The organism is Kineosporia rhizophila (assembly GCF_021277265.1).
Lineage (GTDB): Bacteria > Actinomycetota > Actinomycetes > Actinomycetales > Kineosporiaceae > Kineosporia > Kineosporia rhizophila.
In genome coordinates this window covers 22,330-45,862 of record NZ_JAJSOH010000029.1, presented here as the reverse complement: position 1 = coordinate 45,862, position 23,533 = coordinate 22,330, and the positions used below count along the sequence as shown (strand labels likewise).

General features: G+C 71.1%; 25 protein-coding genes and 1 tRNA gene. 12 read left to right on the top strand and 14 right to left on the bottom strand.

Annotation, left to right across the window (positions count from 1 at the left end; all coding sequences use genetic code 11):
- Positions 1 to 33 precede the first annotated feature (33 nt).
- Both LWF15_RS29445 and sodN read left to right on the top strand, forming a co-directional pair.
- A complete protein-coding gene (locus tag LWF15_RS29445) occupies positions 34 to 408 on the top strand; it encodes a S24 family peptidase (RefSeq protein WP_232814230.1) in 375 nt (124 codons plus the stop codon).
- Positions 409 to 450: 42 nt separating this feature from the next.
- Positions 451 to 858 (top strand): superoxide dismutase, Ni, encoded by a 408-nt coding sequence (gene sodN, locus LWF15_RS29440; protein ID WP_232814229.1) that lies wholly within the window; start codon positions 451 to 453, stop codon positions 856 to 858.
- A gap of 334 nt (positions 859 to 1,192) precedes the next feature.
- Here sodN and LWF15_RS29435 read toward each other — a convergent pair whose 3' ends face one another.
- Both LWF15_RS29435 and LWF15_RS29430 read right to left on the bottom strand, forming a co-directional pair.
- Complete coding sequence (locus LWF15_RS29435) at positions 1,193 to 2,257, bottom strand: type IV pilus twitching motility protein PilT (RefSeq protein ID WP_232814228.1); 1,065 nt, start codon at positions 2,255 to 2,257, stop codon at positions 1,193 to 1,195.
- A gap of 78 nt (positions 2,258 to 2,335) precedes the next feature.
- The gene (locus tag LWF15_RS29430) at positions 2,336 to 2,551 is read right to left on the bottom strand and encodes a biotin/lipoyl-binding carrier protein (RefSeq protein WP_232814227.1); all 216 of its coding nucleotides are present in this window, start codon (positions 2,549 to 2,551) and stop codon (positions 2,336 to 2,338) included.
- A gap of 167 nt (positions 2,552 to 2,718) precedes the next feature.
- On the opposite strand from LWF15_RS29430, the gene LWF15_RS38275 reads away from it, so the two are divergent.
- Entirely contained in the window at positions 2,719 to 2,793 is a 75-nt protein-coding gene (locus tag LWF15_RS38275) for a 50S ribosomal protein bL37 (protein ID WP_370449906.1), read from the top strand.
- Positions 2,794 to 2,886: 93 nt separating this feature from the next.
- Here the strand turns inward: LWF15_RS38275 and rsrA are convergent, their stop codons facing one another.
- The 4 genes from rsrA to LWF15_RS29410 all read right to left on the bottom strand — a co-directional run bounded on the left by rsrA (position 2,887) and on the right by LWF15_RS29410 (position 5,794).
- The gene (rsrA, locus tag LWF15_RS29425; RefSeq protein WP_232814226.1) at positions 2,887 to 3,144 is read right to left on the bottom strand and encodes a mycothiol system anti-sigma-R factor; all 258 of its coding nucleotides are present in this window, start codon (positions 3,142 to 3,144) and stop codon (positions 2,887 to 2,889) included.
- Positions 3,141 to 3,761, bottom strand: coding sequence for a sigma-70 family RNA polymerase sigma factor (locus LWF15_RS29420; protein ID WP_232814225.1), 621 nt, complete (start codon positions 3,759 to 3,761; stop codon positions 3,141 to 3,143). The genes rsrA and LWF15_RS29420 overlap by 4 nt, the downstream gene beginning before the upstream one ends.
- A 340-nt stretch (positions 3,762 to 4,101) precedes the next feature.
- Positions 4,102 to 4,791, bottom strand: a complete 690-nt coding sequence (locus LWF15_RS29415) for an alpha/beta hydrolase family protein (protein ID WP_232814224.1) — start codon at positions 4,789 to 4,791, stop codon at positions 4,102 to 4,104.
- A 25-nt stretch (positions 4,792 to 4,816) separates the two neighbouring features.
- Entirely contained in the window at positions 4,817 to 5,794 is a 978-nt protein-coding gene (locus LWF15_RS29410) for an SOS response-associated peptidase (protein WP_232814223.1), read from the bottom strand.
- A gap of 98 nt (positions 5,795 to 5,892) precedes the next feature.
- Here LWF15_RS29410 and LWF15_RS29405 point away from each other — a divergent pair, with 98 nt between their 5' ends.
- The 3 genes from LWF15_RS29405 to rsgA all read left to right on the top strand — a co-directional run bounded on the left by LWF15_RS29405 (position 5,893) and on the right by rsgA (position 9,126).
- Complete coding sequence (locus LWF15_RS29405) at positions 5,893 to 6,588, top strand: DoxX family protein (RefSeq protein ID WP_232814222.1); 696 nt, start codon at positions 5,893 to 5,895, stop codon at positions 6,586 to 6,588.
- Positions 6,589 to 6,740: 152 nt separating this feature from the next.
- On the top strand, positions 6,741 to 8,072 hold the full coding sequence (aroA, locus tag LWF15_RS29400) for a 3-phosphoshikimate 1-carboxyvinyltransferase (RefSeq protein WP_269811040.1): 1,332 nt from the start codon (positions 6,741 to 6,743) through the stop codon (positions 8,070 to 8,072).
- Between the two features lie 16 nt (positions 8,073 to 8,088).
- On the top strand, positions 8,089 to 9,126 hold the full coding sequence (gene rsgA / locus LWF15_RS29395) for a ribosome small subunit-dependent GTPase A (RefSeq protein WP_232814220.1): 1,038 nt from the start codon (positions 8,089 to 8,091) through the stop codon (positions 9,124 to 9,126).
- Between the two features lie 162 nt (positions 9,127 to 9,288).
- On the opposite strand, the gene LWF15_RS29390 is transcribed toward rsgA, so the two are convergent.
- Positions 9,289 to 9,771 carry a DUF2231 domain-containing protein gene (locus LWF15_RS29390; protein ID WP_232814219.1) on the bottom strand — a complete coding sequence of 161 codons (483 nt, stop codon included), beginning with the start codon at positions 9,769 to 9,771 and terminating at the stop codon, positions 9,289 to 9,291.
- 159 nt (positions 9,772 to 9,930) lie between these two features.
- On the opposite strand from LWF15_RS29390, the gene hisN reads away from it, so the two are divergent.
- Together hisN and LWF15_RS29380 are read left to right on the top strand one after the other, a co-directional pair.
- A complete protein-coding gene (gene hisN, locus LWF15_RS29385) occupies positions 9,931 to 10,731 on the top strand; it encodes a histidinol-phosphatase (protein ID WP_232814218.1) in 801 nt (266 codons plus the stop codon).
- Between the two features lie 783 nt (positions 10,732 to 11,514).
- The gene (locus tag LWF15_RS29380; protein WP_232814217.1) at positions 11,515 to 11,976 is read left to right on the top strand and encodes an RrF2 family transcriptional regulator; all 462 of its coding nucleotides are present in this window, start codon (positions 11,515 to 11,517) and stop codon (positions 11,974 to 11,976) included.
- Here the strand turns inward: LWF15_RS29380 and LWF15_RS29375 are convergent.
- Together LWF15_RS29375 and LWF15_RS29370 are read right to left on the bottom strand one after the other, a co-directional pair.
- Entirely contained in the window at positions 11,973 to 12,728 is a 756-nt protein-coding gene (locus LWF15_RS29375) for a TetR family transcriptional regulator (RefSeq protein ID WP_232814216.1), read from the bottom strand. The genes LWF15_RS29380 and LWF15_RS29375 overlap by 4 nt on opposite strands.
- Positions 12,729 to 12,775: 47 nt before the next feature.
- The gene (locus tag LWF15_RS29370; RefSeq protein WP_232814215.1) at positions 12,776 to 13,084 is read right to left on the bottom strand and encodes a hypothetical protein; all 309 of its coding nucleotides are present in this window, start codon (positions 13,082 to 13,084) and stop codon (positions 12,776 to 12,778) included.
- Between LWF15_RS29370 and LWF15_RS29365 the strand changes: the two genes are divergently transcribed.
- The 4 genes from LWF15_RS29365 to LWF15_RS29350 are packed head-to-tail and all read left to right on the top strand — an operon-like array spanning position 13,074 to position 18,583.
- A complete protein-coding gene (locus tag LWF15_RS29365; protein WP_232814214.1) occupies positions 13,074 to 13,292 on the top strand; it encodes a hypothetical protein in 219 nt (72 codons plus the stop codon). The genes LWF15_RS29370 and LWF15_RS29365 overlap by 11 nt on opposite strands.
- Positions 13,280 to 14,413: a methyl-accepting chemotaxis protein gene (locus LWF15_RS29360; RefSeq protein ID WP_232814213.1), complete on the top strand. Its 1,134-nt coding sequence runs from the start codon at positions 13,280 to 13,282 to the stop codon at positions 14,411 to 14,413. The genes LWF15_RS29365 and LWF15_RS29360 overlap by 13 nt, the downstream gene beginning before the upstream one ends.
- A gap of 52 nt (positions 14,414 to 14,465) precedes the next feature.
- Positions 14,466 to 16,022: a 3' terminal RNA ribose 2'-O-methyltransferase Hen1 gene (locus LWF15_RS29355; RefSeq protein ID WP_232814212.1), complete on the top strand. Its 1,557-nt coding sequence runs from the start codon at positions 14,466 to 14,468 to the stop codon at positions 16,020 to 16,022.
- The gene (locus tag LWF15_RS29350) at positions 16,019 to 18,583 is read left to right on the top strand and encodes a polynucleotide kinase-phosphatase (protein ID WP_232814211.1); all 2,565 of its coding nucleotides are present in this window, start codon (positions 16,019 to 16,021) and stop codon (positions 18,581 to 18,583) included. Before LWF15_RS29355 ends, LWF15_RS29350 begins: the two co-directional genes overlap by 4 nt.
- A 63-nt stretch (positions 18,584 to 18,646) precedes the next feature.
- On the opposite strand, the gene hisG is transcribed toward LWF15_RS29350, so the two are convergent.
- The 5 genes from hisG to LWF15_RS29325 all read right to left on the bottom strand — a co-directional run bounded on the left by hisG (position 18,647) and on the right by LWF15_RS29325 (position 23,456).
- Positions 18,647 to 19,660 carry an ATP phosphoribosyltransferase gene (hisG, locus tag LWF15_RS29345; protein WP_232814210.1) on the bottom strand — a complete coding sequence of 338 codons (1,014 nt, stop codon included), beginning with the start codon at positions 19,658 to 19,660 and terminating at the stop codon, positions 18,647 to 18,649.
- Positions 19,657 to 21,138: a histidine--tRNA ligase gene (hisS, locus tag LWF15_RS29340; protein WP_232814209.1), complete on the bottom strand. Its 1,482-nt coding sequence runs from the start codon at positions 21,136 to 21,138 to the stop codon at positions 19,657 to 19,659. The genes hisG and hisS overlap by 4 nt, the downstream gene beginning before the upstream one ends.
- A gap of 71 nt (positions 21,139 to 21,209) precedes the next feature.
- Positions 21,210 to 21,280: transfer RNA gene (locus tag LWF15_RS29335), tRNA-His, on the bottom strand.
- A gap of 62 nt (positions 21,281 to 21,342) precedes the next feature.
- Entirely contained in the window at positions 21,343 to 22,065 is a 723-nt protein-coding gene (locus LWF15_RS29330) for a M15 family metallopeptidase (RefSeq protein WP_232814208.1), read from the bottom strand.
- A gap of 368 nt (positions 22,066 to 22,433) precedes the next feature.
- Positions 22,434 to 23,456, bottom strand: a complete 1,023-nt coding sequence (locus LWF15_RS29325) for an LLM class flavin-dependent oxidoreductase (RefSeq protein ID WP_269811052.1) — start codon at positions 23,454 to 23,456, stop codon at positions 22,434 to 22,436.
- Between the last annotated feature and the right edge of the window lie 77 nt (positions 23,457 to 23,533).

Sequence of the window (23,533 nt, the reverse complement as noted above, 5' to 3'; positions counted from 1 at the left end):
ACCAGGAATTGGCGTGGAACTGCGGAGGCACGGATGAGTGAGCGCGGATTCCGCCCGCTGCTGCCGGTGGGTCAGGTGCTGGTGCGGGGGCGCTCGATGGAGCCCCACCTGCACGACGGCGACCGGCTGGTGGTGCGCTGGGACCGGGCGGCCGTACGAGCGGCCCGGCCCGGGACGGTGGCGGTGGTGCGGCTGCCCGGCAGCCGGCCCCTGTCGGTCAAGCGGCTGGCGTTCCGCGAGCAGGACTCCTGGTGGGTGGAGCGCGACAACCCGGCCGAGGGGGTCGACTCCTGGCAGGTGGGCGCCGTGGCTGAGCAGGACGTGCTGGCCGTCGCGCTCTTCCGGTTGTGGCCGACGCCGGGCCGGATCACGGCCCCGCCACGCGCGGGCGGGCAGGCCGCGGAGTAGGTTACGAGTCCTAAGCCTCTAGCCTCGCGACAAGGAGTACCCATGCTCTCGCGGTTCCTCAACGCCTTCACCGCGGTCGAGGTCAGCGCCCACTGCGACCTTCCGTGCGGCGTCTACGACCCGGCCCAGGCCAAGATCGAGGCCGAGTCGGTCAAGGCCTGCATCGCCAAGTACAACGCCTCCGACGACGAGGTGTTCAAGGCGCGCGCGATCCAGATCAAGGAGGAGCGCAGCGACCTGGTGAAGCACCACCTCTGGGTGCTGTGGACCGACTACTTCAAGCCGCCCCACTTCGAGAAGTACCCGCAGCTGCACGGCCTGTTCAACGAGGCCACCAAGCTCGCCGGGGCCGGCGGCACGAAGGGCAGCACCGACGTGGCGGTGGCCGACCAGCTGCTGACCAAGATCGACGAGATCGGCAAGATCTTCTGGGAGACCAAGGCCGCCTGAGTTCCCACTCCGGCGCCGGACGCCCGGGCGGTCCCCTCACGGGACCGCCCGGGCGTTCCCGTTTGCCCACTCCGAAAAAGTTCCCGGCCAGCAGTGACCCACGCCACACCGCTTACGAGTCGCGCTCCGAATGTAACAACTTGATAATGGACCAATCGGGCGCCGCGAGGGCAGTCACGGCGTCCCAGCTCCCTGGTCACGGCAACGTGGCCGGGTGAGCCCGTAGGAGGTGGAGGGCGGAACGGGACCCCGCCGTCCACCTCCTACGGACCCCTCCCCGACGCGTAGGCGCGCAGACCGCGTTCGGTGCGCACAACGTCCTCGAACCGGTTTCTCAGGCCACCAGGCCCAGCCGCCGCAGCTCCACCGTGAGGTCGTGCGGGTTGCTGGCCACCGCCATCCCGTCGTGCAGGCTCACCACGCCGTCGCGGATCAGCTCCACCAGGTGCATGTCGAAGGACTGCATCCCGTAGAAGCCGCCCTCCTTGATCAGGTCGGTGATCGTGCCGGTCTTGTCCGGGTCGGCGATCGCGTCGGCGATCCGGCCGGTGTTGATGCAGACCTCCATGGCCAGCGCCCGGCCGGTGCCGTCGGCCCGGGGCACCAGCCGCTGGCAGATGATCCCCTTCAGCGCCCCGGCCAGGGAGAGCCGGACCTGCTTCTGCTCGTGCGGCGGGAAGAAGTCGATGATCCGGGTGATCGTCTCCTTGGCGTCCTGGGTGTGCAGGGTGGACATCACGAAGTGGCCGGTCTCGGCCGCCGAGAGCGCCGAGTGCACCGTCTCCTGGTCGCGCATCTCGCCGATCAGGATCACGTCCGGGTCCTGCCGCATCGCCGCCCGCAGGGCCACCGCGAAGTTCTGCGTGTCCACCCGGACCTCGCGCTGGTTGACCATCGCCAGCTTGTCCTCGTGCAGGATCTCGATCGGGTCCTCCACGGTGACCAGGTGCACCTCCCGCTCGGAGTTGATCTTGTCGACCATGCCGGCCAGCGTGGTGGTCTTGCCCGAGCCGGTGGGCCCGGTGACCAGCACCAGCCCGCGCGGCTCGAGGGCCAGGCGGCCGATCACCTCGGGCACCCCGAGCTTGTCCAGCGGGATCGCGCCGACGTTGACCCGGCGGAACACCAGCCCGGCGGAACCGCGCTGGCGGAAGGCGTTGACCCGGTAGCGGCCGACCCCGCTGAGCGAGTAGGCGCAGTCGGCCTCGTTGGTGCGCTCGAACTCGGCCCGCAGGTCGTCGCGCAGCACCTCGGCCACCATCGCCTCGGTGTCCGCGGGCCGCAGCGCGGGCACGTCGAGGCGGCGCAGCTTGCCGTCGATCCGGATCCGCGGCGGGGAGCCGACCTTGCAGTGCAGGTCCGAGCCGAAGAGCTCGGACAGTGCCCGGAGGAAGGGCATGACGGACACAGGCGGCTGGCTCACGCGGGGTCTATCGGCCCGCGTGAGCAAATCTTGAGGAACCCGCCCGGGCCGGCCTCAGTCGATGACGATCAGCAGGTCCCCCTCGGTGACCACGTCACCGGCACGGACCTCGACCCGGGAGACGGTGCCGCCCCGCTCGGGGTGCACCGGGATCTCCATCTTCATCGACTCCATCAGGACCAGCGGGTCGGCCGGGGTGACCACGTCCCCCGGGGCCACGTCGACCCGCATGATGCTGCCGACCAGCTCGGCGTGGACCTGTTCGGACATGGCTGCCGCCTCCTTCGGATGGTTGACCGGCTTGCCTGCGTGATTGGAGCACGGCGGCGGGCGGGGGCGCCTGGGTCGCAGTTGAACGAGGCACGGGCCGGAGCCGGTCCGGAGCATGGGCCGGTGTCTGTCAAGATGGAGGGCAGCCGAAGACAAGGAGAAATGCCATGAGCAAGCGCGGTCGCAAGCGCCGCTCGCGCAAGGGCAGCGCGGCCAACCACGGTCGCCGTCCCAACGCCTGAGCCCTGCGCGTCAGCAGACAAGCAGACGAAGAAGGCGCTGCCCCCCGTCGAGGGGAGCAGCGCCTTCTTCAGTTCCCGGTCACCGGGCGGCTCTCAGCCGTTCAGCTCGATCCGGACCTCGGTGATCTTGACCATGATGCGGTCGCGCAGGTCGGCCGGCGCGGTCTCCTGGCAGCTGCGGCGCACCAGGGCCTTCAGGGCCACGTCCAGGTCGTACTGCCGTAGGCAGGGCGAGCAGTCGTCGAGGTGGTGGCGGATCTCGGTGAGCTCGGCCTCGCCCAGCTCACCGTCCAGGTATTCGTAGACCTGGGCCAGCACCTTGGAACAGTCGGGTTCTCCGCAGACGCTCATGCCGCACCACCCTGGGATCGCGTGGCCACGATGCCACGTTCAGCAGCGTACTCCTCGAGCAGGTCGCGTAGCTGCCGCCGGCCGCGGTGCAGCCGGGACATCACGGTGCCGATCGGGGTGCCCATGATCTCGGCGATCTCCCGGTAGGCGAAGCCCTCGACGTCGGCCAGGTACACCGCGATCCGGAACTCCTCCGGGATCCGCTGAAGGGCCTCCTTCACGTCGGAGTCCGGCAGCCGGTCGAGTGCCTCGGCCTCGGCCGAGCGCAGACCGGTGGACGTGTGCGAGCCCGCCCGGGCGATCTGCCAGTCCTCGATCTCGTCGGTCTGGGCCTGCTGGGGTTCACGCTGCTTCTTGCGGTACGTGTTGATGTACGCGTTGGTCAGGATCCGGTACAGCCAGGCCTTCAGGTTCGTGCCGGGCTGGTACTGGTGGAACGACGCGAAGGCCTTGGTGAAGGTCTCTTGCACCAGGTCCTCGGCGTCGGCCGGATTACGCGTCATCCGCAGCGCCGCGGAGTACAGCTGGTCCAGGTACTGCAGGGCATCCCGCTCGAAGCGGGCAGACCGCTCCGCGGTGTTCTCAGTCGCCGGTGCGCGACCCGCTTGGGCATCCATCACCGACGAGCCTAGCTGCACCGCAGCGGCATTACCCGCCCAGGTTCGGCCGGTGGACTGACCGGACGACCGATCGGCCCCGAAAGACCGTTCTTCCACCGTCGTCACGAGTAGCAACGGCGCACTCCTCACTCTTCGCGGACGCCCCATGCTGCGCTCCCCGGACCGGGCCGGCGGATGCTTCATCAGGGTTTTACGTGGTGATCACAGATGGTCACGACCAGATCGGCAGGCCGGAGCGACACGCCCGGTCCCGGGGGCCGCCGACCGGCTGCTGGTCGTCTGCTGACCGTCTGCGCAGTGAGCACAACACGCGATGGTGGAAGGTCATTCCGGGGCTTCAGACGGACTTGGACCAATCGGTCAGCCGGGCCGCGACCGCCTCGGCCACCGGTCCGTACTTCTTCAGAGAGTGATCACCCTCGACCCGGGCCACCGTGACCCCGGGCAGCTGCTCGGCCTCCACCTCGGCCCAGCCGCCGAACGGGTCCTTCTCGCCCTGGACCACCAGCACCTCGATCCCGGCCTGGTGCGGCAGGGCCAGTTCGGCGGCGCGGGACTTCTCCGGCTTGCCCGGTGGATGGAGCGGGAAGGCCAGGCAGCAGACCGCCCGGGCTCCCAGGTCGGCGGCCGTACGGCAGGCCACCCGGGCTCCGGCGCTGCGACCGCCGAGAACCAGTGGCCGCTTCAGGGTGGGCAGTTCGGCCAGTACCGCGTGCCAGCCGATGTCGAGCTTGGGCGGCGCCGCGGCCACCTTCTTGCCGGCCACCCGCCAGGGCTGCTCCACCAGAACGGCCTGCCAGCCCGCAGCCACCGCGGCCCGGCGCACGGCGACCAGGTCGGCCGCCCCGATCCCGCCCCCGGCGCCGTGGCCCAGCACGATCCGGCCCACCGGCCGCCGCTGCGGCGCCCACAGGTGGGCCCGGGCCGGGCCGAGCGGGGTCTCGATCTCGAGTACCTCGGTGGGCCGGTCGGGTTCGTCGGACTCGGTGACCACCCCGGGACCCGGGGTCGCAGCGCGTGCCGGCATCGATCGTCCTCAGTTCGTATCGGGTTCAGAACAGCTGCTCGGACCCCGGGCCCCCGAGCAGCTCACCGGTGGCCGGGTCGACCACCCCGACCAGGCTGTCGGCGGGCGCGGGCTCGAGCAGCTCCGGGCCCTCGTTGCGCACCGAGTTCACCCGGCTGGTGATCGGCAGCGCGGTGAACCGCCCGGTGGGCAGACCCGCGGCCAGATCGTGCACGGTGGCCGCGTCCTTCACCGCCGGGTCGAGCCAGTCCTTCCAGCGCTCGGGCGGCAGCACCAGCGGCATCCGGTCGTGCACCGTGTCCAGCCCGGGCTCGGCCGCGGTGGTGATCACGGCGAAGGTGACCAGCCAGGCGGCCGGGTCGTCGGGGTGCAGGTCGCCGTCGCGCCAGAACTCGTAGATCCCGGCCAGCGCCAGCCCCCCGCCCTCGGCCAGGCTCATGAAGAACGGCTGCTTGCGCGGCTTGCCCTTGGCGTCCTGGGCGGTCGGGCTGACCTGCCACTCGTACCAGCCGTCGGCCGGGACCAGGCAGCGGCGGCTCAGCGCGGCCTTCTTGAAGGCGCCCTTCTCCAGCAGCGTCTCCAGCCGCGCGTTGATCATCCGGGCCCCGCCGGAGGCGTTCTTGCTCCACGACGGCACCAGCCCCCAGCGCAGCGGACGCAACTGCCGCACCGGCCGGGCCTCGCTCTCCTCCGGGTCGATCGAGGCGCCCGGCTCGTGGTGCATCAGCGCGGCGGTGATCAGGGCGTCGGCCTCGTCCTGCACCGAACGGGCCGGGGTCTCGTTCTCGGGGACGTCGTCGGGCAGGTGCTCGGGCATCGGGGACTGCTCGTCCGGCTCCTTCGGCGGGACCGCCATCCGCTCCAGCACCACCGGCACCGTGTCGGTCGGCGCCACGTTGTAGTGCGGCTCGCCGGCCCGGGGATCGTCGAGCTGGTCCTGCTCGATCTCGAACTCCACGACGAGTTCCTCGCGGCTGCGACTGGATGCGTAACGTCCGCACATGCCGCTCAGCCTACGGCGGGCTGTGAACCGCGGCCGATTTCCCCGGATTTCCGGCCTGTCCGTTCGCGCCGGAAGTCGATCAGGAGTAGCAAAGGACAATGACCATCGTCCGCCGTGTCGCCCGCCCGCTGCTTGCGGCCCCGCTGATCCAGTCCGGGGTCGAGGTGGCCCGCCATCCCGGCCCGCCCGCCGAGGCCGCCCGTCCCGTGCTCAAGCAGGTCTCCGGTCCGCTCCGCCTGCCCGAGGACCCGGTGATGGTGGTGCGGGCCGCCGGGGTCGTCACCGCGGTGGCCGGTTCGCTGCTGGCCGCCGGGCGGCTGCCGCGCCTGTCGGCCCTGGCCATCGTGGCCACCGCACCGGTGGTGCAGCCGGTGGAGCCGTTCTGGAAGGAGAAGGACCCGCAGCTGCGCCGCGACAAGCAGTCCACCTTCGTGAAGACCCTGGGCCTGATCGGCGGCGCCCTGCTGGCCACGGTCGACACCGAGGGCAAGCCGAGCGTGGCGTACCGCGGCCGCAAGGCCCGCAAGGCCGCCGCCGTGGCCATCCACGACGCCCGCGAGGAGGCCACCGAGTCGGTGGCGTCGGCCCGGCAGTCGGGGCGCAAGGCGGCCAAGTCCGCCAAGAAGTCGGCCCGCCAGTTCCAGAAGGACGCGCAGCTGGCCGCCCGGGAGGCCGCGCGGGAGGCGGGCCGCACCAGCCGCCGCGCCCAGCGCAAGGCCGGCAAGGTGGCCGGCAAGCAGGCCGCCCGGGCTCAGAAGGCCGCCTACAAGGCTGGTCACGCGCTTCCGGTCTGAGTCGTTCCGGCCCGGCCGGACCCTGCCCCCGCGGCGGGTCCGGCCGCCGGTGCGGATTGGGGCTGCCTCCCACGCGGGGGGACAGATACTCTCGTCGCTCGACACCCCTTGTGGACCAGGCAGGCGATGACGGAAGTGGCGCGAGCGAAGCGATGAGTAACCCGGTGAGCGACGAGGCGACAGCACTCTGGCCGGCCCCGACGGTGACGGGCCCGGTCTCGGCGACGGTGTCCCTGCCCGGTTCCAAGTCCCTCACCAACCGCTATCTGGTGCTCGCGGCGCTGGCCGAGGAGCCCTCCCGGCTGCGCGCCCCGCTGCGCTCGCGCGACACCCTGCTGATGGCCGAGGCGGTGCGCCGGCTCGGCACCGACGTGCAGGACGCGGGGGCGACCGGGGCGTTCGGCGCCGACTGGATGATCACCCCCGGCCGGCTGCGCGGCCCGGCCACGATCGACGTCGGCCTGGCCGGCACGGTCATGCGGTTCGTGCCGCCGATCGCCGCCCTGGCCGACGGTGACATCGCCTTCGACGGCGACCCGCACGCCCGGGTCCGGCCGATGGGCCCGATCATCGAGGCCCTGCGCGGTCTGGGGGTGGAGGTCGACGACAACGGCGGCGGCCGGCTGCCCTTCACCGTGCGCGGTTCCGGTTCGGTGCGCGGCGGCACCCTGGAGATCGACGCCTCGGCCTCCTCGCAGTTCGTCTCGGCCCTGCTGCTGGCCGGCGCCCGGTTCGAGGAGGGCCTGACGCTGCGGCACGTCGGCGGCCAGGTGCCCAGCGAGCCGCACGTGACGATGACCGTCGAGGCGCTGCGCGACGTCGGCGTGGTGATCGACGACTCCGAGCCCGACGTCTGGCGGGTCGAGCCCGGCCGGGTCGGCGGGCTGGACGTGATGGTCGAGCCCGACCTGTCCAACGCCGCGCCGTTCCTGGCCGCGGCCGTGGTGGCCGGCGGCTCGGTGACCGTGCCGGGCTGGCCGCAGTACACCACCCAGGCCGGCGACCACCTGCGCGACCTGCTCGACCAGATGGGCGCCGACGTCAGCCTCGACCGCGACGGCCTGACCGTGCGCGGCAACGGCGAGCTCTACGGCCTGGACGCCGACCTGCGCGCCGCCGGTGAGCTCACGCCCACCGTCGCGGCCCTGGCCGCGCTCGCCGAGACCCCCTCGCACCTGCGCGGGATCGCCCACCTGAGGGGCCACGAGACCGACCGGCTGGCGGCCCTGGCCACCGAGCTGAACCGGCTCGGCGGCGACGTCACCGAGACCGAGGACGGGCTGATCATCAAGCCGGCCAAGCTGCGCGGCGGGGTGTTCCACAGCTACGCCGACCACCGGATGGCCACCGCCGGCGCCGTGGTCGGCCTGCGGGTGCCCGGGGTGTCGGTGGAGAACATCGGCACCACCGCCAAGACCCTGCCGGAGTTCACCGCCTTGTGGGAACGGATGCTGAGCGCATCGGACGGTCCCGAACGACGGTGAGGGCGGTGATCCGTCAGTGAGCCGCCGTAGTCGCGGGCAGGACGAGGAGTCCCAGATCCGGTTCCGGCCCAACCCCAAGGGCAACCGCCCCCGTACCAAGGACCGGCCCAGCCACACCGATGCGGTGCCGGCCCAGGTGGTGACCGTCGACCGCGGCCGCTACGGCTGTCTGCTGGGCGGTTTCGAGACCGGCGGGGACAAGGACCTGGTGATCACCGCGATGAAGGCCCGCGAGCTGGGCCGCGCCGGGGTGGTGGTCGGCGACCGGGTGGCCCTGGTCGGCGACGTCTCCGGGGCCGAGGGCTCGCTGGCCCGGATCGTCCGGGTCGAGCCGCGCACCTCGGTGCTGCGCCGCAGCGCGGACGACACCGACACGGTGGAGCGGGTGATCGTGGCCAACGCCGACCAGCTCGCCGTGGTCACCGCGCTGGCCGACCCGGTGCCCCGGGCCCGGATGGTCGACCGTTGCCTGGTCGCCGCCTACGACGCCGGGCTCGACCCGCTGCTGGTGCTGACCAAGGCCGACCTGGCCGACCCGGCCGAGTTCACCGCCGGCTACGCCGCGCTGGAGGTGCCCTGGCTGGTGACCCGGCGGGCCGACGAGGGCATCGACGGCCTGGAGGCGGTGCGCAAGCAGCTCACCGGCCGGGTCACGGTGCTGGTGGGCCACTCCGGGGTGGGCAAGTCGACCCTGTTCAACGCCCTGGTGCCGGGGGCCGGCCGGGCGATCGGCCGGGTCAACGACGTGACCGGGCGCGGGCGGCACACCTCCACGTCGGCGGTCGCGCTGCGGCTGCCGGACGGCGGCTGGGTGGTGGACACCCCGGGCGTGCGCTCGTTCGGCCTGGGCCACGTGGACATGTCCCGGATCCTGAACGCCTTCCCCGAGCTGGTGCCGGGGGCCGAGGAGTGCCCGCGCGGGTGCTCGCACGACGAGCCGGACTGCGGGCTGGACGCCTGGGTGAACGAGGGGCACGCCGGATCGTCCGGGCCGGCCCGGCTGGAGTCGCTGCGGCGGCTGCTGCGGGCTCGGGCCGGGGCGCCGGACTACTGAGCCGGCCTCAAGCCCCCGGGACCTAAGCCCTCAGCCGCCGGGGCCTAAGCCCTCAGCCCCCGGCCTAAGCCTCAGCCCCCGGACAAAGCCCGCCCGCCCGGGAAGACAAGATCAACACGGCGCGCGGTTGAGGCCGCCGGGCAGGTCGGCCCGAACGGGCACCTACTGCTCGGTGGAGGCGATCTTGTCCTTCCACACGGCCTCGGCCCCGCTGTCGCCCACCCGGAACGTCCAGGCCGACGCCGCGACCCCGACCGCCAGGGTGAGCACGACCGCGGTGACCAGCTTGGGCCGGGAGGTGCGGGGCGCGTCGTCCCGGGTCCGCAGCAGCAGCCAGGCGATCAGCGAGACCACGAACTGGGCCACCGCGAAGTAGATCAGCAGCGAGGCGATGTCCCCGTGGTCCTTGGCCACCGGCTCGAAGTCCGGGTTGCTGAGCCGGGTCTGCAGCTTCTCGCCGGAGGCCATCGCGGCGTAGGTGGCCGCGGCCGCCAGCAGGTTGCCGACCACGGCCCAGGGCAGTTCGCGGCGCCAGCGGGGCCGGATCACGAACGCCACCGTGACCACCGCCATCAGCGGCAGCAGGACGACGACGGCGTGGACGACGAGCGCGTGCACCGGCATACCGTTGAAGAGATCGAACATGCGGCGAAGCTTAAACCCTCAACCAATGTCTGGCGACGGCTCAACCGCTGCTCTTTCCGCAGGTGGACACTGCATTCACACAGCCTCACCAGCCCCGGCAGGATCACCCGGACGGGCACGTGACCTGCGCGTGACCGGCGGCCTGTACCGTCGCGGGCTGTGGCCTACGACGACGACCTCCGCCTCGCGCACGTGATCGCCGACCAGGTGGACGCGGTGACGCACGACCGCTTCCTGGCGGCCGACCTCCGGGTGGAGACGAAGCCGGACCTCACCCCGGTCAGTGACGCCGACCGGGCCGCCGAGGAGCTGATCCGCAACCAGCTCCGGCGCACCCGCCCGCGTGACTCCGTCCTCGGTGAGGAGTTCGGCACCACCGGCAGCGGGCCCCGGCAGTGGATCGTCGACCCGATCGACGGCACCAAGAACTTCGTCCGCGGCGTGCCGGTCTGGGCCACCCTGATCGCGCTGGTGGACAACGGGGTCCCGGTGGTCGGCGTGGTCTCCGCCCCGGCCCTGGCCCGGCGCTGGTGGGCCGCTCAGGGCACCGGCGCCTGGACCGGCCGCAGCCTGGCCAAGGCCCGGCGGATCCAGGTCTCGCGGGTGGCCGACCTGGAGGACGCCTCGCTCTCCTACGCCTCGCTGGGCGGCTGGGAGGAGCGCGGGCTGGGCGCCAACTTCCGTGAGCTGATGAACACCACCTGGCGCACCCGGGCCTACGGCGACTTCTGGTCGTACATGTTGCTGGCCGAGGGCGCGGTGGACATCGCCTGCGAGCCCGAGCTGGAGTTGTACGACATGGCCGCGCTGGTGCCGATCGTGGTCGAGGCGGGTGGGGTGTTCACCTCGCTGGAGGGCAAGGAGGGGCCGTTCGGCGGCTCGGCGGTGGCCACCAACGGCCTTCTCCACGCCGACACGATGGGCATCCTGACCCAGCAGACCCACCCGACCCACCCTTGAAGCACCTTCGGAGCAAGCAGGGTGGCGTAGAGGTCGAACCAGCCGTAGCCCCCGGCCGCCCCCGAGGGCGGATTTCCCTGGCTGATCACCCCCAGCACCGGATCGGTCTCCTGCCAGACCCAGGTGTTGAGCTCGGTGCCCAGCAGCTCGAGGTAGGTGACCACGACGAAGGCACCCACGTAGAGCAGCTGGGCCCGGCCCCAGACCAGGAAGCCGAGCAGGCACAGGTACCAGAAGGCGCCCAGCACGTCCTGGCGCTCGGCCAGGAACAGGCCGTGCACCGCCCAGGCCCCGCCGACCAGCACGGTGGCCCAGACGAAGAAGGCCGGGTGGGCGCGGACCACCCGGCTGCGTCCCAGGGCCAGGGCGGCCAGGTAGACCATGCCGTGGCCGGGCGGCACGAACATCGGCACCGTGCCGATCCGGTAGACGTAGGCCTCCAGCAGCGGCGAGAACGTGTACTCGATGATCGAGGCGAACACCACCACCAGCAGCGTCTGAACCCGCACCAGCGCACTTTCCCGGCTGAGCAGGTAGCCCAGCATCGCCCAGGTGGCCACCCCCAGCACCAGCTGACGGGCGAGCTCACCGACGCCCAGCCCCGACAGCACCGACAGCGGCACGGCGTCGGCCACCAGGAAGAACCCGATCCACCCGACCACCACGCCGACGACCAGGAGTTCCGGGTCGGCCCGCCGGCCGAGCGAACGCATGAGCATGCCCTCAGGTTCGCAGACCCGCTCCAGGGAAAGGGAAGGGCCGTGAGCCCGGCACAATGGCGGGGTGCGCATCTCCGCGAAGACCGACTACGCCGTCCGGGCGGCCCTCGAGCTGGCCGCCGCCCCGGAGGGCGTGTGGATCAAGACCGAGACGGTGGCCGAGCGGCAGAGCATCCCGTTGCCCTTCCTCCTCAACATCCTGGCCGAGCTGCGCACCGCCGGGCTGGTGCAGAGCCGGCGGGGGGCCGAGGGCGGTTACCGGCTGGCCCGGCCGGCCACCGAGATCCGGGTCGCCGACGTCATCCGGGTGATCGACGGGCCGCTGGCCAACATCGCCGGCGAACGCCCGGAGGACGTGGCGTACTCGGGGGCCGCGGTGGTGCTGCGGGACGTCTGGGTGGCCTTGCGGGCCAAGATGCGGATCGTGCTCGAGGGGGCCACCCTCGCCGACGTCAGCAACGGCACCCTCTCCCCCGAGATCACCGACCTCCTGGGCGACCAGGACGTCTGGCGCGCCCGGATCTAGTTCGGCATCTGGTTCTCGAGTGAGCGGCTGATCCGGGCGACCACGTCGTCCAGCGGTTCACCGGAGCGGAAGACCGCAACCACCACGTCGTCCGCACCCGAACCGCGAGGGCGCACAACGGCGTCCTTCGGTTGGCTCTCGCCGAAGATCCCCCGCACCCACGCGCATGAGGCGTCCAGATCGGCCAGGGGGTCGTAGTTGCCTCCGGCGCGCAACCATTCGCGCAACACCGCGTTGTGCGCGGCGACCACCGCGGCGGCCACCACGTCGGCCCGCAGCACGGCGTTCGCCTCGGGCAGCGGACCTGTGAGCCGGCCGCGCACGTAGCGGCTGAAGGTGCGCTCGTAGCGCTGCACGCTGGCCAGCTCGCGGTCACGCAGCGCCGGGACGCTGCGCGACAGCTGGTAGCGCTGGACCGAGACCTCCGGGTCGTCCAGATAACTGAGCAGGACCAGTTTCACCGCCCCGCAGATCGCCTCGATCGGGTCGAGCGCGGTCTGCGCGACCAGGTGCTGGTTCACCATCGCCAGCAGGGAGTCGTGGTCCGGGAAGATCACGTCGTCCTTCGACCGGAAGTACCGGAAGAAGGTGCGCCGGGCGATCCCGGCCCGTTCGGCGATCGCGTCTACCGTGGTGCCGTCGTAGCCCTGGGCGGCGAACAGCTCGAACGCCGCCGCGGCGATCCGACGGCCGGTGTCCGAGCGGGTGCCCGGGGCGGCCTGCTCCCCGGGGACGAGCGGAACCCGTGACATGCCTGTGACCATACCTGTCGGATCCCGGCGGTAGCAGGGAGCAGTTGTCAGGCTGAGCGACGCAGCGCCGGGTCCAGGCGACGGCGCGAGGCCTCGGGGAGGCTGGCCTCGACGCACGCCGGGCAGGCCTGAGAACGGGCGGCGGAGAACTGCCGGTCCCAGAAGACCGTCCATCCCGACGTCCACTCACCGCACAACGTCTTGCGCGATCCGGCGGCCCACGCGTGCTGGACCCCGTAGGGCACCCAGTCGAAGGGCGGCTTCCCGGACTGGTCGCGCACCTTGTGGGTGGCAGTGACATAGAGCTGCGAGGTCTCGCCCTGGGAAGCGAGGGTGGGAATCAACGTGCTGGTCAAGGCCCGGCTCCTCTCGTGCGCCAATGCACTCGGTGCCATCATTAAGGCACTCGATGCCGGGAGCGCGCAAGGCCTCGTCGGCGCCTCGTCGCACCTGTCGGCGAACGGCAATTCTGGGAAGTTCCTCAAGAGCAGCGAAGGGTTTCCCGAAGTTCCGACCGTCACGACGGAAAAGGCAGAGCGGGGGCTCGGGAAATGGGACTGCTGACGGCACGAGGCGGGCGGACGGCCGGGGCGACGTCGCTGCGCGCGGCCCTCGGGGACAACTCCAACCCCCTGCTGGCGGCGCTGAACAGCCTGCACGCCAACTGTTTCGTCGCCGACCTGGACCTGAACCTGATCTGGATGAACCGCCTGGCCGCGGTGACCCTGCAGGACCTGGCCCCGAAGATCCAGAGCAGCTTCGGGGTGAGCCTGCACGACCTGCTGGGCGGCTCGATCCACCGCTTCCACCAGGACCCGGGCCGGATCGAGCGGATCCTCGACGACCCCTCGGCCCTGCCCCGCACCGCGGTGTTCTCGTTCGGCGGGGTCACCCTGCGCACGATGATCAACGCGGTCACCGACGCCGACGGCCGGCGCCTCGGCTACATCGTGGTGTGGGACAACGTGACGCACCGCAACGCCCGCGCGAATGTCACGTTCGCCGAGAACGAGGCAGTGGCTCACCGGCTGGACGAGCTCTCCCGGGGCCTGGCCGAGGCCGCGAGCACCACCTCGCAGCAGGCCACCAACGCGGCCGGGGCCACCGACCAGATGAACTCGGCGGTGCGGGAGATCGCCCGGGCCTCGTCCGAGGCCAGCCAGCAGGTGCAGCGCACGGTCGAGGCGACCGCCCAGAACCTGCAGCAGCTGCGCCAGCTCCAGCAGATGAGCGCGGAGATCGGCGGCATCCTGCGGATCATCGAGGCGGTGGCCGGGCAGACCAAGATGCTGGCCCTGAACGCCACCATCGAGGCGGCCCGCGCCGGGGAGGCGGGCAAGGGCTTCGCGGTGGTCGCCGACGAGGTGAAGCAGCTGGCCGAGACCACCACGGCGAGCATCAGCGACATCGAGAACAAGATCAAGGACATCCAGATGGCCGCGGACGGCAGCGCCGAGGCCACGGCCGGGATCGACGCGCTGGTCGACCGGATCCGGGAGTCGCAGGAGACCATCGCCGCGGCGATCGAGCAGCAGTCCGCCACCACCGCCAGCATCGCCGGCACCATCGCGGTGATCGCCGACAGCGCGCAGATCACCTCCAGCCAGGCGATGGAGGTCCAGCAGGCCGTCACCTCGGTACAGGATCAGGCCACGGTCCTGCGCGAGATCATCGACAATTCGTGAACGAGGAGAAATTGCGTAGGCGCCACCGTCGGCCGTTGACAGACTTGCCCCTGTGTTCCTGACCATCACCTCGACCAGCGACGAGTCCGAGGCCGCCGAGTCGCCGGCCACCGACCTCGGCTACCTGCTGCACAAGCATCCCGACCGGGCGCAGAAGTTCGGGCTGCCGGTCGGCGACGCCCACGTCTTCTACCCCCGCGCCGACGCCACCAGCTGCACCGCGGCCCTGCTGCTGGAGGTCGACCCGATCGCGCTGGTCCGGGGTCGCGGCCCTCGCCCGGCCGACGGGTTCTCGCTGGCCCAGTACGTCAACGACCGGCCCTACGCGGCCTCGTCGATGCTCGCGGTCGCGCTCGGGAAGGTGTTCCGCACCGCGATCGCGGCCCGTTGCGACGCCCGCCCGGACCTGCCCAGCAAGCAGCTGAACCTGCAGGTCCACCTGCCGGCTCTGCCCTGCCGGGGTGGTGCCGAGGTGGCCCGGCGGTTGTTCGCCCCCCTGGGCTGGGAGGCCGACATCACCCCGGTCCCCCTCGATCCGGAGCTGGGCTGGGGCGACTCGCGCTACCTGGACGTGCGGCTGACCGGCCGGATGCGGTTGTTCGAGGCGCTCAGTCAGCTCTACGTGCTGCTGCCGGTGCTGGACGACGCCAAGCACTACTGGGTCAGTGCCGACGAGGTGGACAAGCTGGTCCGGGCCGGCGAGGGCTGGCTGGCCACGCACCCGGAGCGCACCCTGATCACCGAGCGGTACCTGCGTCACCAGCGGCGGCTGGTGAACGAGGCGTCCGAGCGGTTCGCCGGTCTGGACGACGCGACGCTGTCCGACGAGGACACCGAACTGCCCGCCGACCTCGTGGAACTCAAGGACGAGGTACCGGGCTCGGGCATCACGGTCTCGGTCGGCGGGGTGGTCGCGGTGGGCGGCGAGGAGGCCCTGGGCGGCGCCGTGGCTCTGGTCGAGGAGCCGGAGTCGCACGCCGAGCGTCAGGTCTCGCTGGCTGTGCAGCGGATCCGGGCGGTGCTCGAGGCGGTCCGCGCCAGCGGTGCGCAGACCGTGGCCGACCTGGGCTGCGGTGAGGGCAAGCTGGTGAAGGAACTGCTGGCCGACTCCCGCTTCCAGCGGGTGCTCGGCGTCGACGTGTCCGACCGGGCGCTGACCGTGGCCGCCCGGCGGCTGCGGCTGGACGAGATGCCCGAGCGGGCCCGGGCGCGGGTCGAGCTGCGCCAGTCGTCGCTGGTCTACGCCGATCCCGGGCTGGCCGGGTTCGACGCGGCGGTGCTGATGGAGGTGATCGAGCACGTCGACGCCTCCCGGCTGCGGGCCCTGGCGGCCTGCGTGTTCGGTGCCGCGCACCCCCGGCACGTGTTCGTCACCACCCCGAACGTCGAGTACAACCCGCACTACGGTCTGGCCGAGCACGAGAAGCGGCATCCGGACCATCGTTTCGAGTTCGACCGCGCGCAGTTCCAGAAGTGGGCCACGCAGGTCGCGCAGGACTACGGCTACTCGGTGCAGATCCGGGGCATCGGCCAGGAGGACGAGACCTCCGGCCCGCCCACGCAGATGGCCGTCTTCACCGTCCTCGCCGCCACGGAGGTGCCCCGATGAGCGAGCATCAGCTCACCGTCCCGCAGACCTGTCTGGTGGTGCTCGTCGGGGTCTCCGGCTCCGGCAAGTCCACCTTCGCCGCCCAGAAGTTCGGCCGCTACGAGGTGCTCTCCAGCGACTTCTGCCGCGGCCTGGTCTCCAACGACGAGAACTCCCAGGACGCCACCGCGGCCGCGTTCGACGTGCTGCACCACATCGCCGGCAAGCGCCTGGAGGCCGGGCTGCTGACCGTGGTCGACGCGACCAACGTGCAGAAGGACGCCCGCGCGAGCCTGCTCAAGCTGGCCCGCGACCACGACGTGCTGCCGGTCGCGATCGTCCTGGACATCGACAAAGAGATCTGCCTGGAACGCAACGCCGCCCGCACCGACCGTGACTTCCCGGCCCGGGTGATCCACCGGCAGGCCGACCAGCTGCGCCGGTCGCTGGCCGGGCTGCGCCGGGAGGGCTTCCGGCGGGTGCACGTGCTCGACTCGCCGGAGAAGGTGGCGGCCTCGCGGATCGTGCGGGAGCCGTTGCTGAACGACCGGCGCGGGCTCACCGGCCCGTTCGACGTGATCGGCGACGTGCACGGGTGCCGCTCCGAACTGCAGACCCTGCTGGGCGAACTCGGCTACGGCATCGTCCTCGACCCGCAGGGCCGCCCGGTCGACGCGGTGCCCCCGGCCGGGCGTACCGCGGTCTTCGTGGGTGACCTGGTCGACCGCGGCCCGGACACTCCCGGGGTGCTGCGCTTGGTGATGGGCATGGTCGAGTCCGGGCACGCGCTCTGTGTCAGCGGCAACCACGAGCACAAGCTGGTGCGGGCGCTCGGCGGCAAGAACGTGAAGCTGTCGCACGGCCTGCAGGAGACGATGGACCAGCTCGCCGCCGAGCCGGAGGAGTTCCGGGCCCAGGTGGCCACCTTCTGCGAGAACCTGATCGCGCACTTCGTTCTCGACGGCGGCCGGCTGGTGGTGGCCCACGCCGGGCTGAAAGAGTCTTACCACGGCCGGGCTTCGGGTCGGGTGCGCAGTTTCGCGCTGTACGGTGACACCAGCGGCGAGACCGACGAGTTCGGGCTGCCGGTGCGCTACCCCTGGGCGAACGACTACCGGGGCAAGGCGATGGTGCTCTACGGGCACACGCCCACGCTCACGCCGGAGTGGGTCAACAACACGATGTGCCTGGACACCGGCTGCGTGTTCGGAGGCCGCCTGACGGCGATGCGCTATCCGGAGAAGGAGGTCGTCAGCGTCCCGGCCGAAAAGGTCTGGTACGAGCCGGCGAAGCCGCTCAACGCGCCCAAGGCCAAGAAGGCCGCGCAGCGGGATCCGGACGTGCTGACGCTGGGCGACGTCTCGGGCAAGCGCTCGATCCAGACCAAGCACCACGGCCGGATCACGGTGAGCGCCGAGGCCGCCGCCGGGGCGCTCGAGGTGATGAGCCGTTTCGCCCTCGACCCGCGCTGGCTGCTCCATCTGCCGCCGACCATGGCCCCCAGCCCGACCAGCGCGCTGCCGAACCTGCTCGAGCACCCGGCCGAGGCCCTGGCCGCCTACGCCAAGGACGGGGTGGGCGAGGTGATCTGCGAAGAGAAGCACATGGGCTCGCGTGCGGTGATCCTGGTCTGCCGCGACGCCACCGTGGCCTCAGTACGTTTCGGTTTCCCCGAAGGCCGGACCGGGGCGATCCACACCCGCACCGGACGCTCGTTCTTCTCCGAGGCCGACACCGAGACCATGCTCGGGCGCGCGCGGGCGGCCCTGGAGAAGGCCAAGGTCTGGGAAGAACTGGAGGCCGGCTGGGTGCTGCTGGACGCCGAGATCATGCCCTGGTCGCTGAAGGCCGGTGAGCTGATCCGCCAGCAGTACGCCGCGGTCGGAGCCGCTGCCACTTCCGCCCTGCCGCCGGCCCTGGAGGCCCTCACCGCCGCCGCGGACCGACTGCCGGAACTGCCCGAACTGGCCGGGCTCCGCGACCACACGGCTGCCCGACTCGAGGCTGCCTCGGCGTTCGGCGCGGCCTACCGGCGCTACGTCTGGCCGACCGAGGGGCTGGAGGGCGTGAAGATCGCCCCGTTCCAGGTACTGGCGGCCGGCCGGCGCACCTTCGCCGACCGGGACCACACCTGGCACCTGGCCCTGGCCGACCGGCTGGTCGAGGCCGACCCGCTGTTCGTGACCACCCGGCGGCTGGTGGTGGATCCGGCCACCGAAGAAGGCGTTTCGTCGGCCGTGGCCTGGTGGGAAGAGCTGACCGGGGCCGGCGGCGAGGGCATGGTGGTCAAGCCCCTGGCCAACTTCACCCGCACCAAGCGCGGTCTGGTGCAGCCCGGCCTGAAGGTCCGTGGCCCGGAATACCTCCGGATCATCTACGGCCCCGACTACCTGCTGGAAGAGAACCTGAACCGGCTCAAGTCCCGCTCGGTGGGCCGTAAGCGCTCAGCCGCCCTGCGCGAGTACGCGCTCGGGCTGGAGGCTCTGGAGCGAGTGACGGCCGGGGCCCCGCTCTGGCAGGTCCACGAGGCCGTGTTCGCAGTGCTGGCGCTGGAGTCCGAGCCGATCGATCCCCGGCTCTGACACATCGGTGAGCCGAAAGGGAATTGAGGACGACGCTCGTCCCCAATTCCCTTTCGGTCCGGCTCAGGCGGTGGTCGCCGAAGGGGCCATCGGCCCCAGCGGCAGGCTGGCGCTGGCGTTGCGCGCCTCGGCCGCGGCCTTGGACGTGGCGTCGAACTCGTGGCTGTAGTAGATCGACATCGGCGAGACCCAGGCATCGGTGGCACCGGCCGCGATCACCGCGGGCATGGCGTAGGGCACCTGCGCCCGCGGCAGCGTGGCGGTGGCCGTGAACCCCTGCCCCGGAGTGGCTTCCGAGGCGGCGACGACCCGGGCCTCCGGGCCGAGGATCTCTTCCAGCGGCAGCGGCTTGTCGGCCACCACCCGCAGTTCGACCACGTCGTTGGCCCGCAGCGCACCCCGGATCAGGTGCGAGATCGCGTCGAGCTTGCCGCGCTTCCACTCGTCGTCGCGGTAGATCCGGCGGCTGACGAAGAACTGGTTGGTCGAGCTGAACACCTCGGCCACCTCACGAAGGTGGTTGGCCCGCAGCGAGTTCCCGGTCTCGGTGCCCTCGATGATGGCGTCGGCGAAGTACTCCGCCTTGGCCTCGGTGGCGCCCCAGGAGAACTCGACGTGCGCGTCGACGCCCTGCCGGGCCAGCCACATCCGCGAGATCCGGGTGAGCTCGGTGGAGATGACGAACGGGTCGCCGGCCAGGCGGCGCCGGTCACACTCGGCCCGCAGGTCCTCGACGGTCTTGATCGGCGAGGACTGGGGCACCGCGAGCACCCAGCGGATCGGCCGGGAGGTCTGCCGGGAGAAGGGCAGTTCGGCCTTGACCGCGATGTGCTCGAGCACCTCGGTCTCGACGATCCAGTCCCGCCCGGACAGCCCGGCGTCGAGCCGGCCGGACTTCACGTAGATCGGGATCTCCTGCGGCTTGAGCAGCACCGGCACGATCTCCGGGTCGTTCGAGCTCAGCCAGAGCGTGCGCGAGCCGCCGGTGAACTGCAGCCCGACCCGCTCGAAGATGCCCAGGGTGGACTGCTGCAGGCTGCCCTTGGGGATGCCGAGGGTGATCTGCTTCTGGCTCATGCGTCGTTCTCCTGCGTCGGGCTGACGATCTGCTGGACCGTGCTCACGAGCTCACTGCGGGCCACAGTGAGCTGACCGGCCGACTTGGCCGCGCGGTACTCGCTGTTGTCCGCGATCTGCGCCCGCGACTCGCTGCCGGCCTGCAGATCCTTGATCGTGACGGTGCCCGCCTCGATCTCCTTGCCGCCGGCCATCACGGCCACGGCGAAGCCCTGGGCGTTGGCGTAGGCCAGCTGCTTGCCCACCTTGCCCACCGACTCGCCCACGTACAGCTCGGTGGCGATGCCGGCGGCCCGCAGCTCGGCGGCGATCCGGGTGGCCTCGGCCGCGTCGACCTTGGGCATCACCAGCACCACGGCGTCGGCCGTGGTCTTCCGGGTGCCGTAGGAGACGCCCAGGTTGGCCAGGCCGGCCAGCAGCCGGTCGATGCCGATCGAGACGCCCACGGCGGCCACCGGGTCGTCGCTGAACCGGCTGACCAGCCCGTCGTAGCGGCCGCCGCCACCGATCGAGCCGACTCCGGCCCCGACCAGGGTGGCCTCGTAGACCGTGCCGGTGTAGTACGCCAGACCGCGGGCCAGGCCCGGGTCGAGTTTCACACTGGCCTCGCTGACGCCGAGCGCCTCCAGATGGGCCAGGAACTCGCGGACCTCGGCCACCCCCGGCTCGTCGTCCGGCAGCAGGGCGGCCAGCTCGTCGAGGGTCTTGGCCCGGGTGTCCTGCTGCACCGCGACGAAGGCGAGCAGCCGGTCGATCAGCTCCGGGGCCAGCCCGACGCCGCGGATCCGGTCACCGGAGACGTCGTAGCGGCCCTCGCCCAGCTCGGCCCGCAGCGCCTCGGCGGTGATCTTGTCGGACTTGTCGAGCACCCGGAGCACGTGCCGGGTGACCTCCGGGTCCTCCAGTCCGATGCTGTTCAGGAAGGCGTCGACCAGCTTGCGGTTGTTCACCCGGATGACGTAACCGGTGCCCGCGGTGAGTTCCAGGGCCTCGAAGGCGGCCGTGGCCAGGGCCACGATCTCGGCGTCGGCGGCGACCGTGGAGGTGCCGGCGATGTCCGCGTCGAACTGGGTGAACTGACGGAACCGGCCCTGCTCGGGCTGGGGGTCGTCGGCGCGGAAGACCGGGCCGATGTGGTAGCGCCGGAACGGCAGCTTGATCTGCTGCGGGTGGTACTGCGCGATGATCCGGGCGAACGGCACGGTGAGGTCGAAGCGCATCCCGAACTCGGTCGCTTCGCCTTCTGCGGCAGCCGGTTTGGCGGCCTCGCGGACCACGAAGATCTGCTTGTCGGCCTCTTCGCCACCACTGCCGAGCAGGGTGGGCAGCGACTCCAGCACCGGGGTGTCGAGCGGGACGAACCCGAAGGACTCGTAGACCCGAGTGATGCGGGCGACGACCTCGCCGCGCAGCAGCATCTCTTCGGGGAGCAGGTCTCGGAAACCGCGGAGGTTCTGCGGGGGGACCAGGCCGGTCATCGCTGGATTGCCTTCCTCGTGCGCTGGAACGGACGCCCGGCGCACGAGGAGACCGAAGAACGATCTACCTGTACCGGGAGGGGGTATCGAACCCCCGCCTCCTGATCCACAATCAGGTGCTCTACCACTGAGCTATCCCGGCTCGCCGAGAACAGTAGCAGGTTGTTGGCCAAGGTGTTAAACGGGCGCCCACAGGCGCTTTCGTCAGAGGGCCAGGTCGGCATCGGGATCCACCTTCTGCGCGTCCGCGAAAGCCACCTGGTCGTAGAGCGCACCCGGCTGGCGGTAGTAACGCGCCCATTCCTTGTCGCCGTACGAGAAGTGCCACCACTCGCCGTCGAAGGGCGCGAAGCCGGCCGCCATCATGGCGCGGCGCAGCAGCTGCCGGTTCTCCCAGGCCTCGCGGGAGACGAACGGCGAGAACGTGAACGCGTCCCGGTTCGCCTCCATCACCGGGGTGCCCAGGTCGACCGGCTGCTCGTCGCGCAGGATCTCCACGGCCACCGCGCCGCCGGTCGGGTAGCCCGCTACCGAGGGCACCGCGACGTTCCGATGAGCCGCCTCGACGAGCTCGTCCTCGTTCGGGTACTGCTCGCGCAGAACGTCTTTCGCGGCCTCGAAGAGGCGGGTCTGGTCCTCCAGGGGGCGGAAGCCGTACACCACCTTGAGAGTCAGCGAGCGGTCGAGGTTCTTCAGTTCCTGACCAGCGGCGTAGAGCATGTCCACGACCGGCCGGCGCACGTAGATCGTGTCGCCGGTGAGCTCGCTGCGCTCGGCCGGATGGTGCTCGACCCGCAGCACCCCCTGGGCCGGAACCGGCTCGAAGAGAACGACTTCGTCCACCTCGATCACCGGGACCTCGGCGTAGTCGGCGTACTTCAGCATCTTCTCTTCGAGGAGCTGGTAAACGTCTTCCCGGGTTCCCACGTGCGGCCTTCCATGCTTGATGTGCTCAGGCGGTCGGATGTTCCGGCGGCGTCGGCCGCGCCCGCGCACAGGCGCGTTCGTGAGGGCGGACCGCCGGGGGCGGAGGGCGCCGATCGGTGTGGGCTCAACCGTTCAGGTCTGGTCGACCTGGTTCAGCGGGAGCCAGCACCCACCGGCGAGATATGGACGCCGTGATGGGCATGCGTGGGCATGGCGGAGCGCGACCCGACGGTCTGCGCAGTAGCCGAGAAGATGCCCATGATGTTGCGCACGGTAGCAAGGCGGGCGCTGTAGAGGCAAACCAAACTAAGGACGCTGGTGAGCCTCGAGCGCTCGAGGCCCACCAGCGTCTTCAGTCGGGTTTTGTTCTACCCCAGCTCGGCCTGGACCAGCGGGGCCACCTTCGTGCCCATCAGCTCGATCGCCCGCAACACCTGGTCGTGCGGCAGGGTGCCCACACTGATGTGCAGCATGAACCGCTCTACCCCCAGGAGACGCTGCACCTCCACGATCTTCTGCGCCACCTGCTCGGGGCTGCCCAGCACCAGCGATCCGCCGCGCCCCCGCAGATTGTTGAACGTGTTCTTGGTCATCACACCCCAGCCGCGCTCGCGACCCAGCTGCGTCATCGCCTGGGCGTAGGACGGGTAGTACTCCGTCACCGCCTGCTCCGCCTCCGGCGCGACATACCCATGCATGTGCACGGCGAGCGGCGCGTCCTTCGCTTCGAACCCCGACTCCTTCAGCGCCCGCCGGTGCAGTTGGGCCAGAGGGACGAACTGCGCGGGCTGGCCGCCGATGATGGCCAGTGCGACCGGCAGCCCGTAGGACGCGGCCCGCACGATGGACTGCGGAGTGCCCCCTACGGCGATCCAGACCGGGAGTTTGCGTTCCGGACGGGGGTAGACGCCCTGCTCGTGCAGCTCCGGCCGGAACTGCCCCTGCCAGGTGATCTTTTCTTCCTGGGTGAGCTCGACCAGGAGGTCGAGCTTCTCGGCGAACAGGTCGTCGTAGTCGCTCAGGTCGTAGCCGAACAACGGGAACGACTCGATGAACGAGCCCCGGCCCGCCATCAGCTCGGCGCGGCCCCCGGAGATCAGGTCGAGCGTGGTGAACTCCTGCCAGACCCGCACCGGATCGGCACTCGAGAGCACGGTGACCGCACTGGTCAGCTTGATCTTCTGGGTACGCCCGGCGGCCGCGGCGAGGATCACGGCCGGCGCGGAGGCGGCGAAGTCGGCCCGGTGGTGCTCGCCGATGCCGTAGACGTCCAGCCCCACCTGTTCGGCGAGCTCGATCTCCTCCAGCACCTGACGCAGCCGCAGGCCGTGCGGAGTCGGCACACCGCCCACCGGGTAGGTGTCCGCGAAGGTGGTGATGCCCAGTTCCATCGTCGTCCTCTCGCACACTGGTTGAACGCTGAACCAGAGCCTAGCGGGGCGCCCGGGGGTGGAGAATCGCCTGGTCG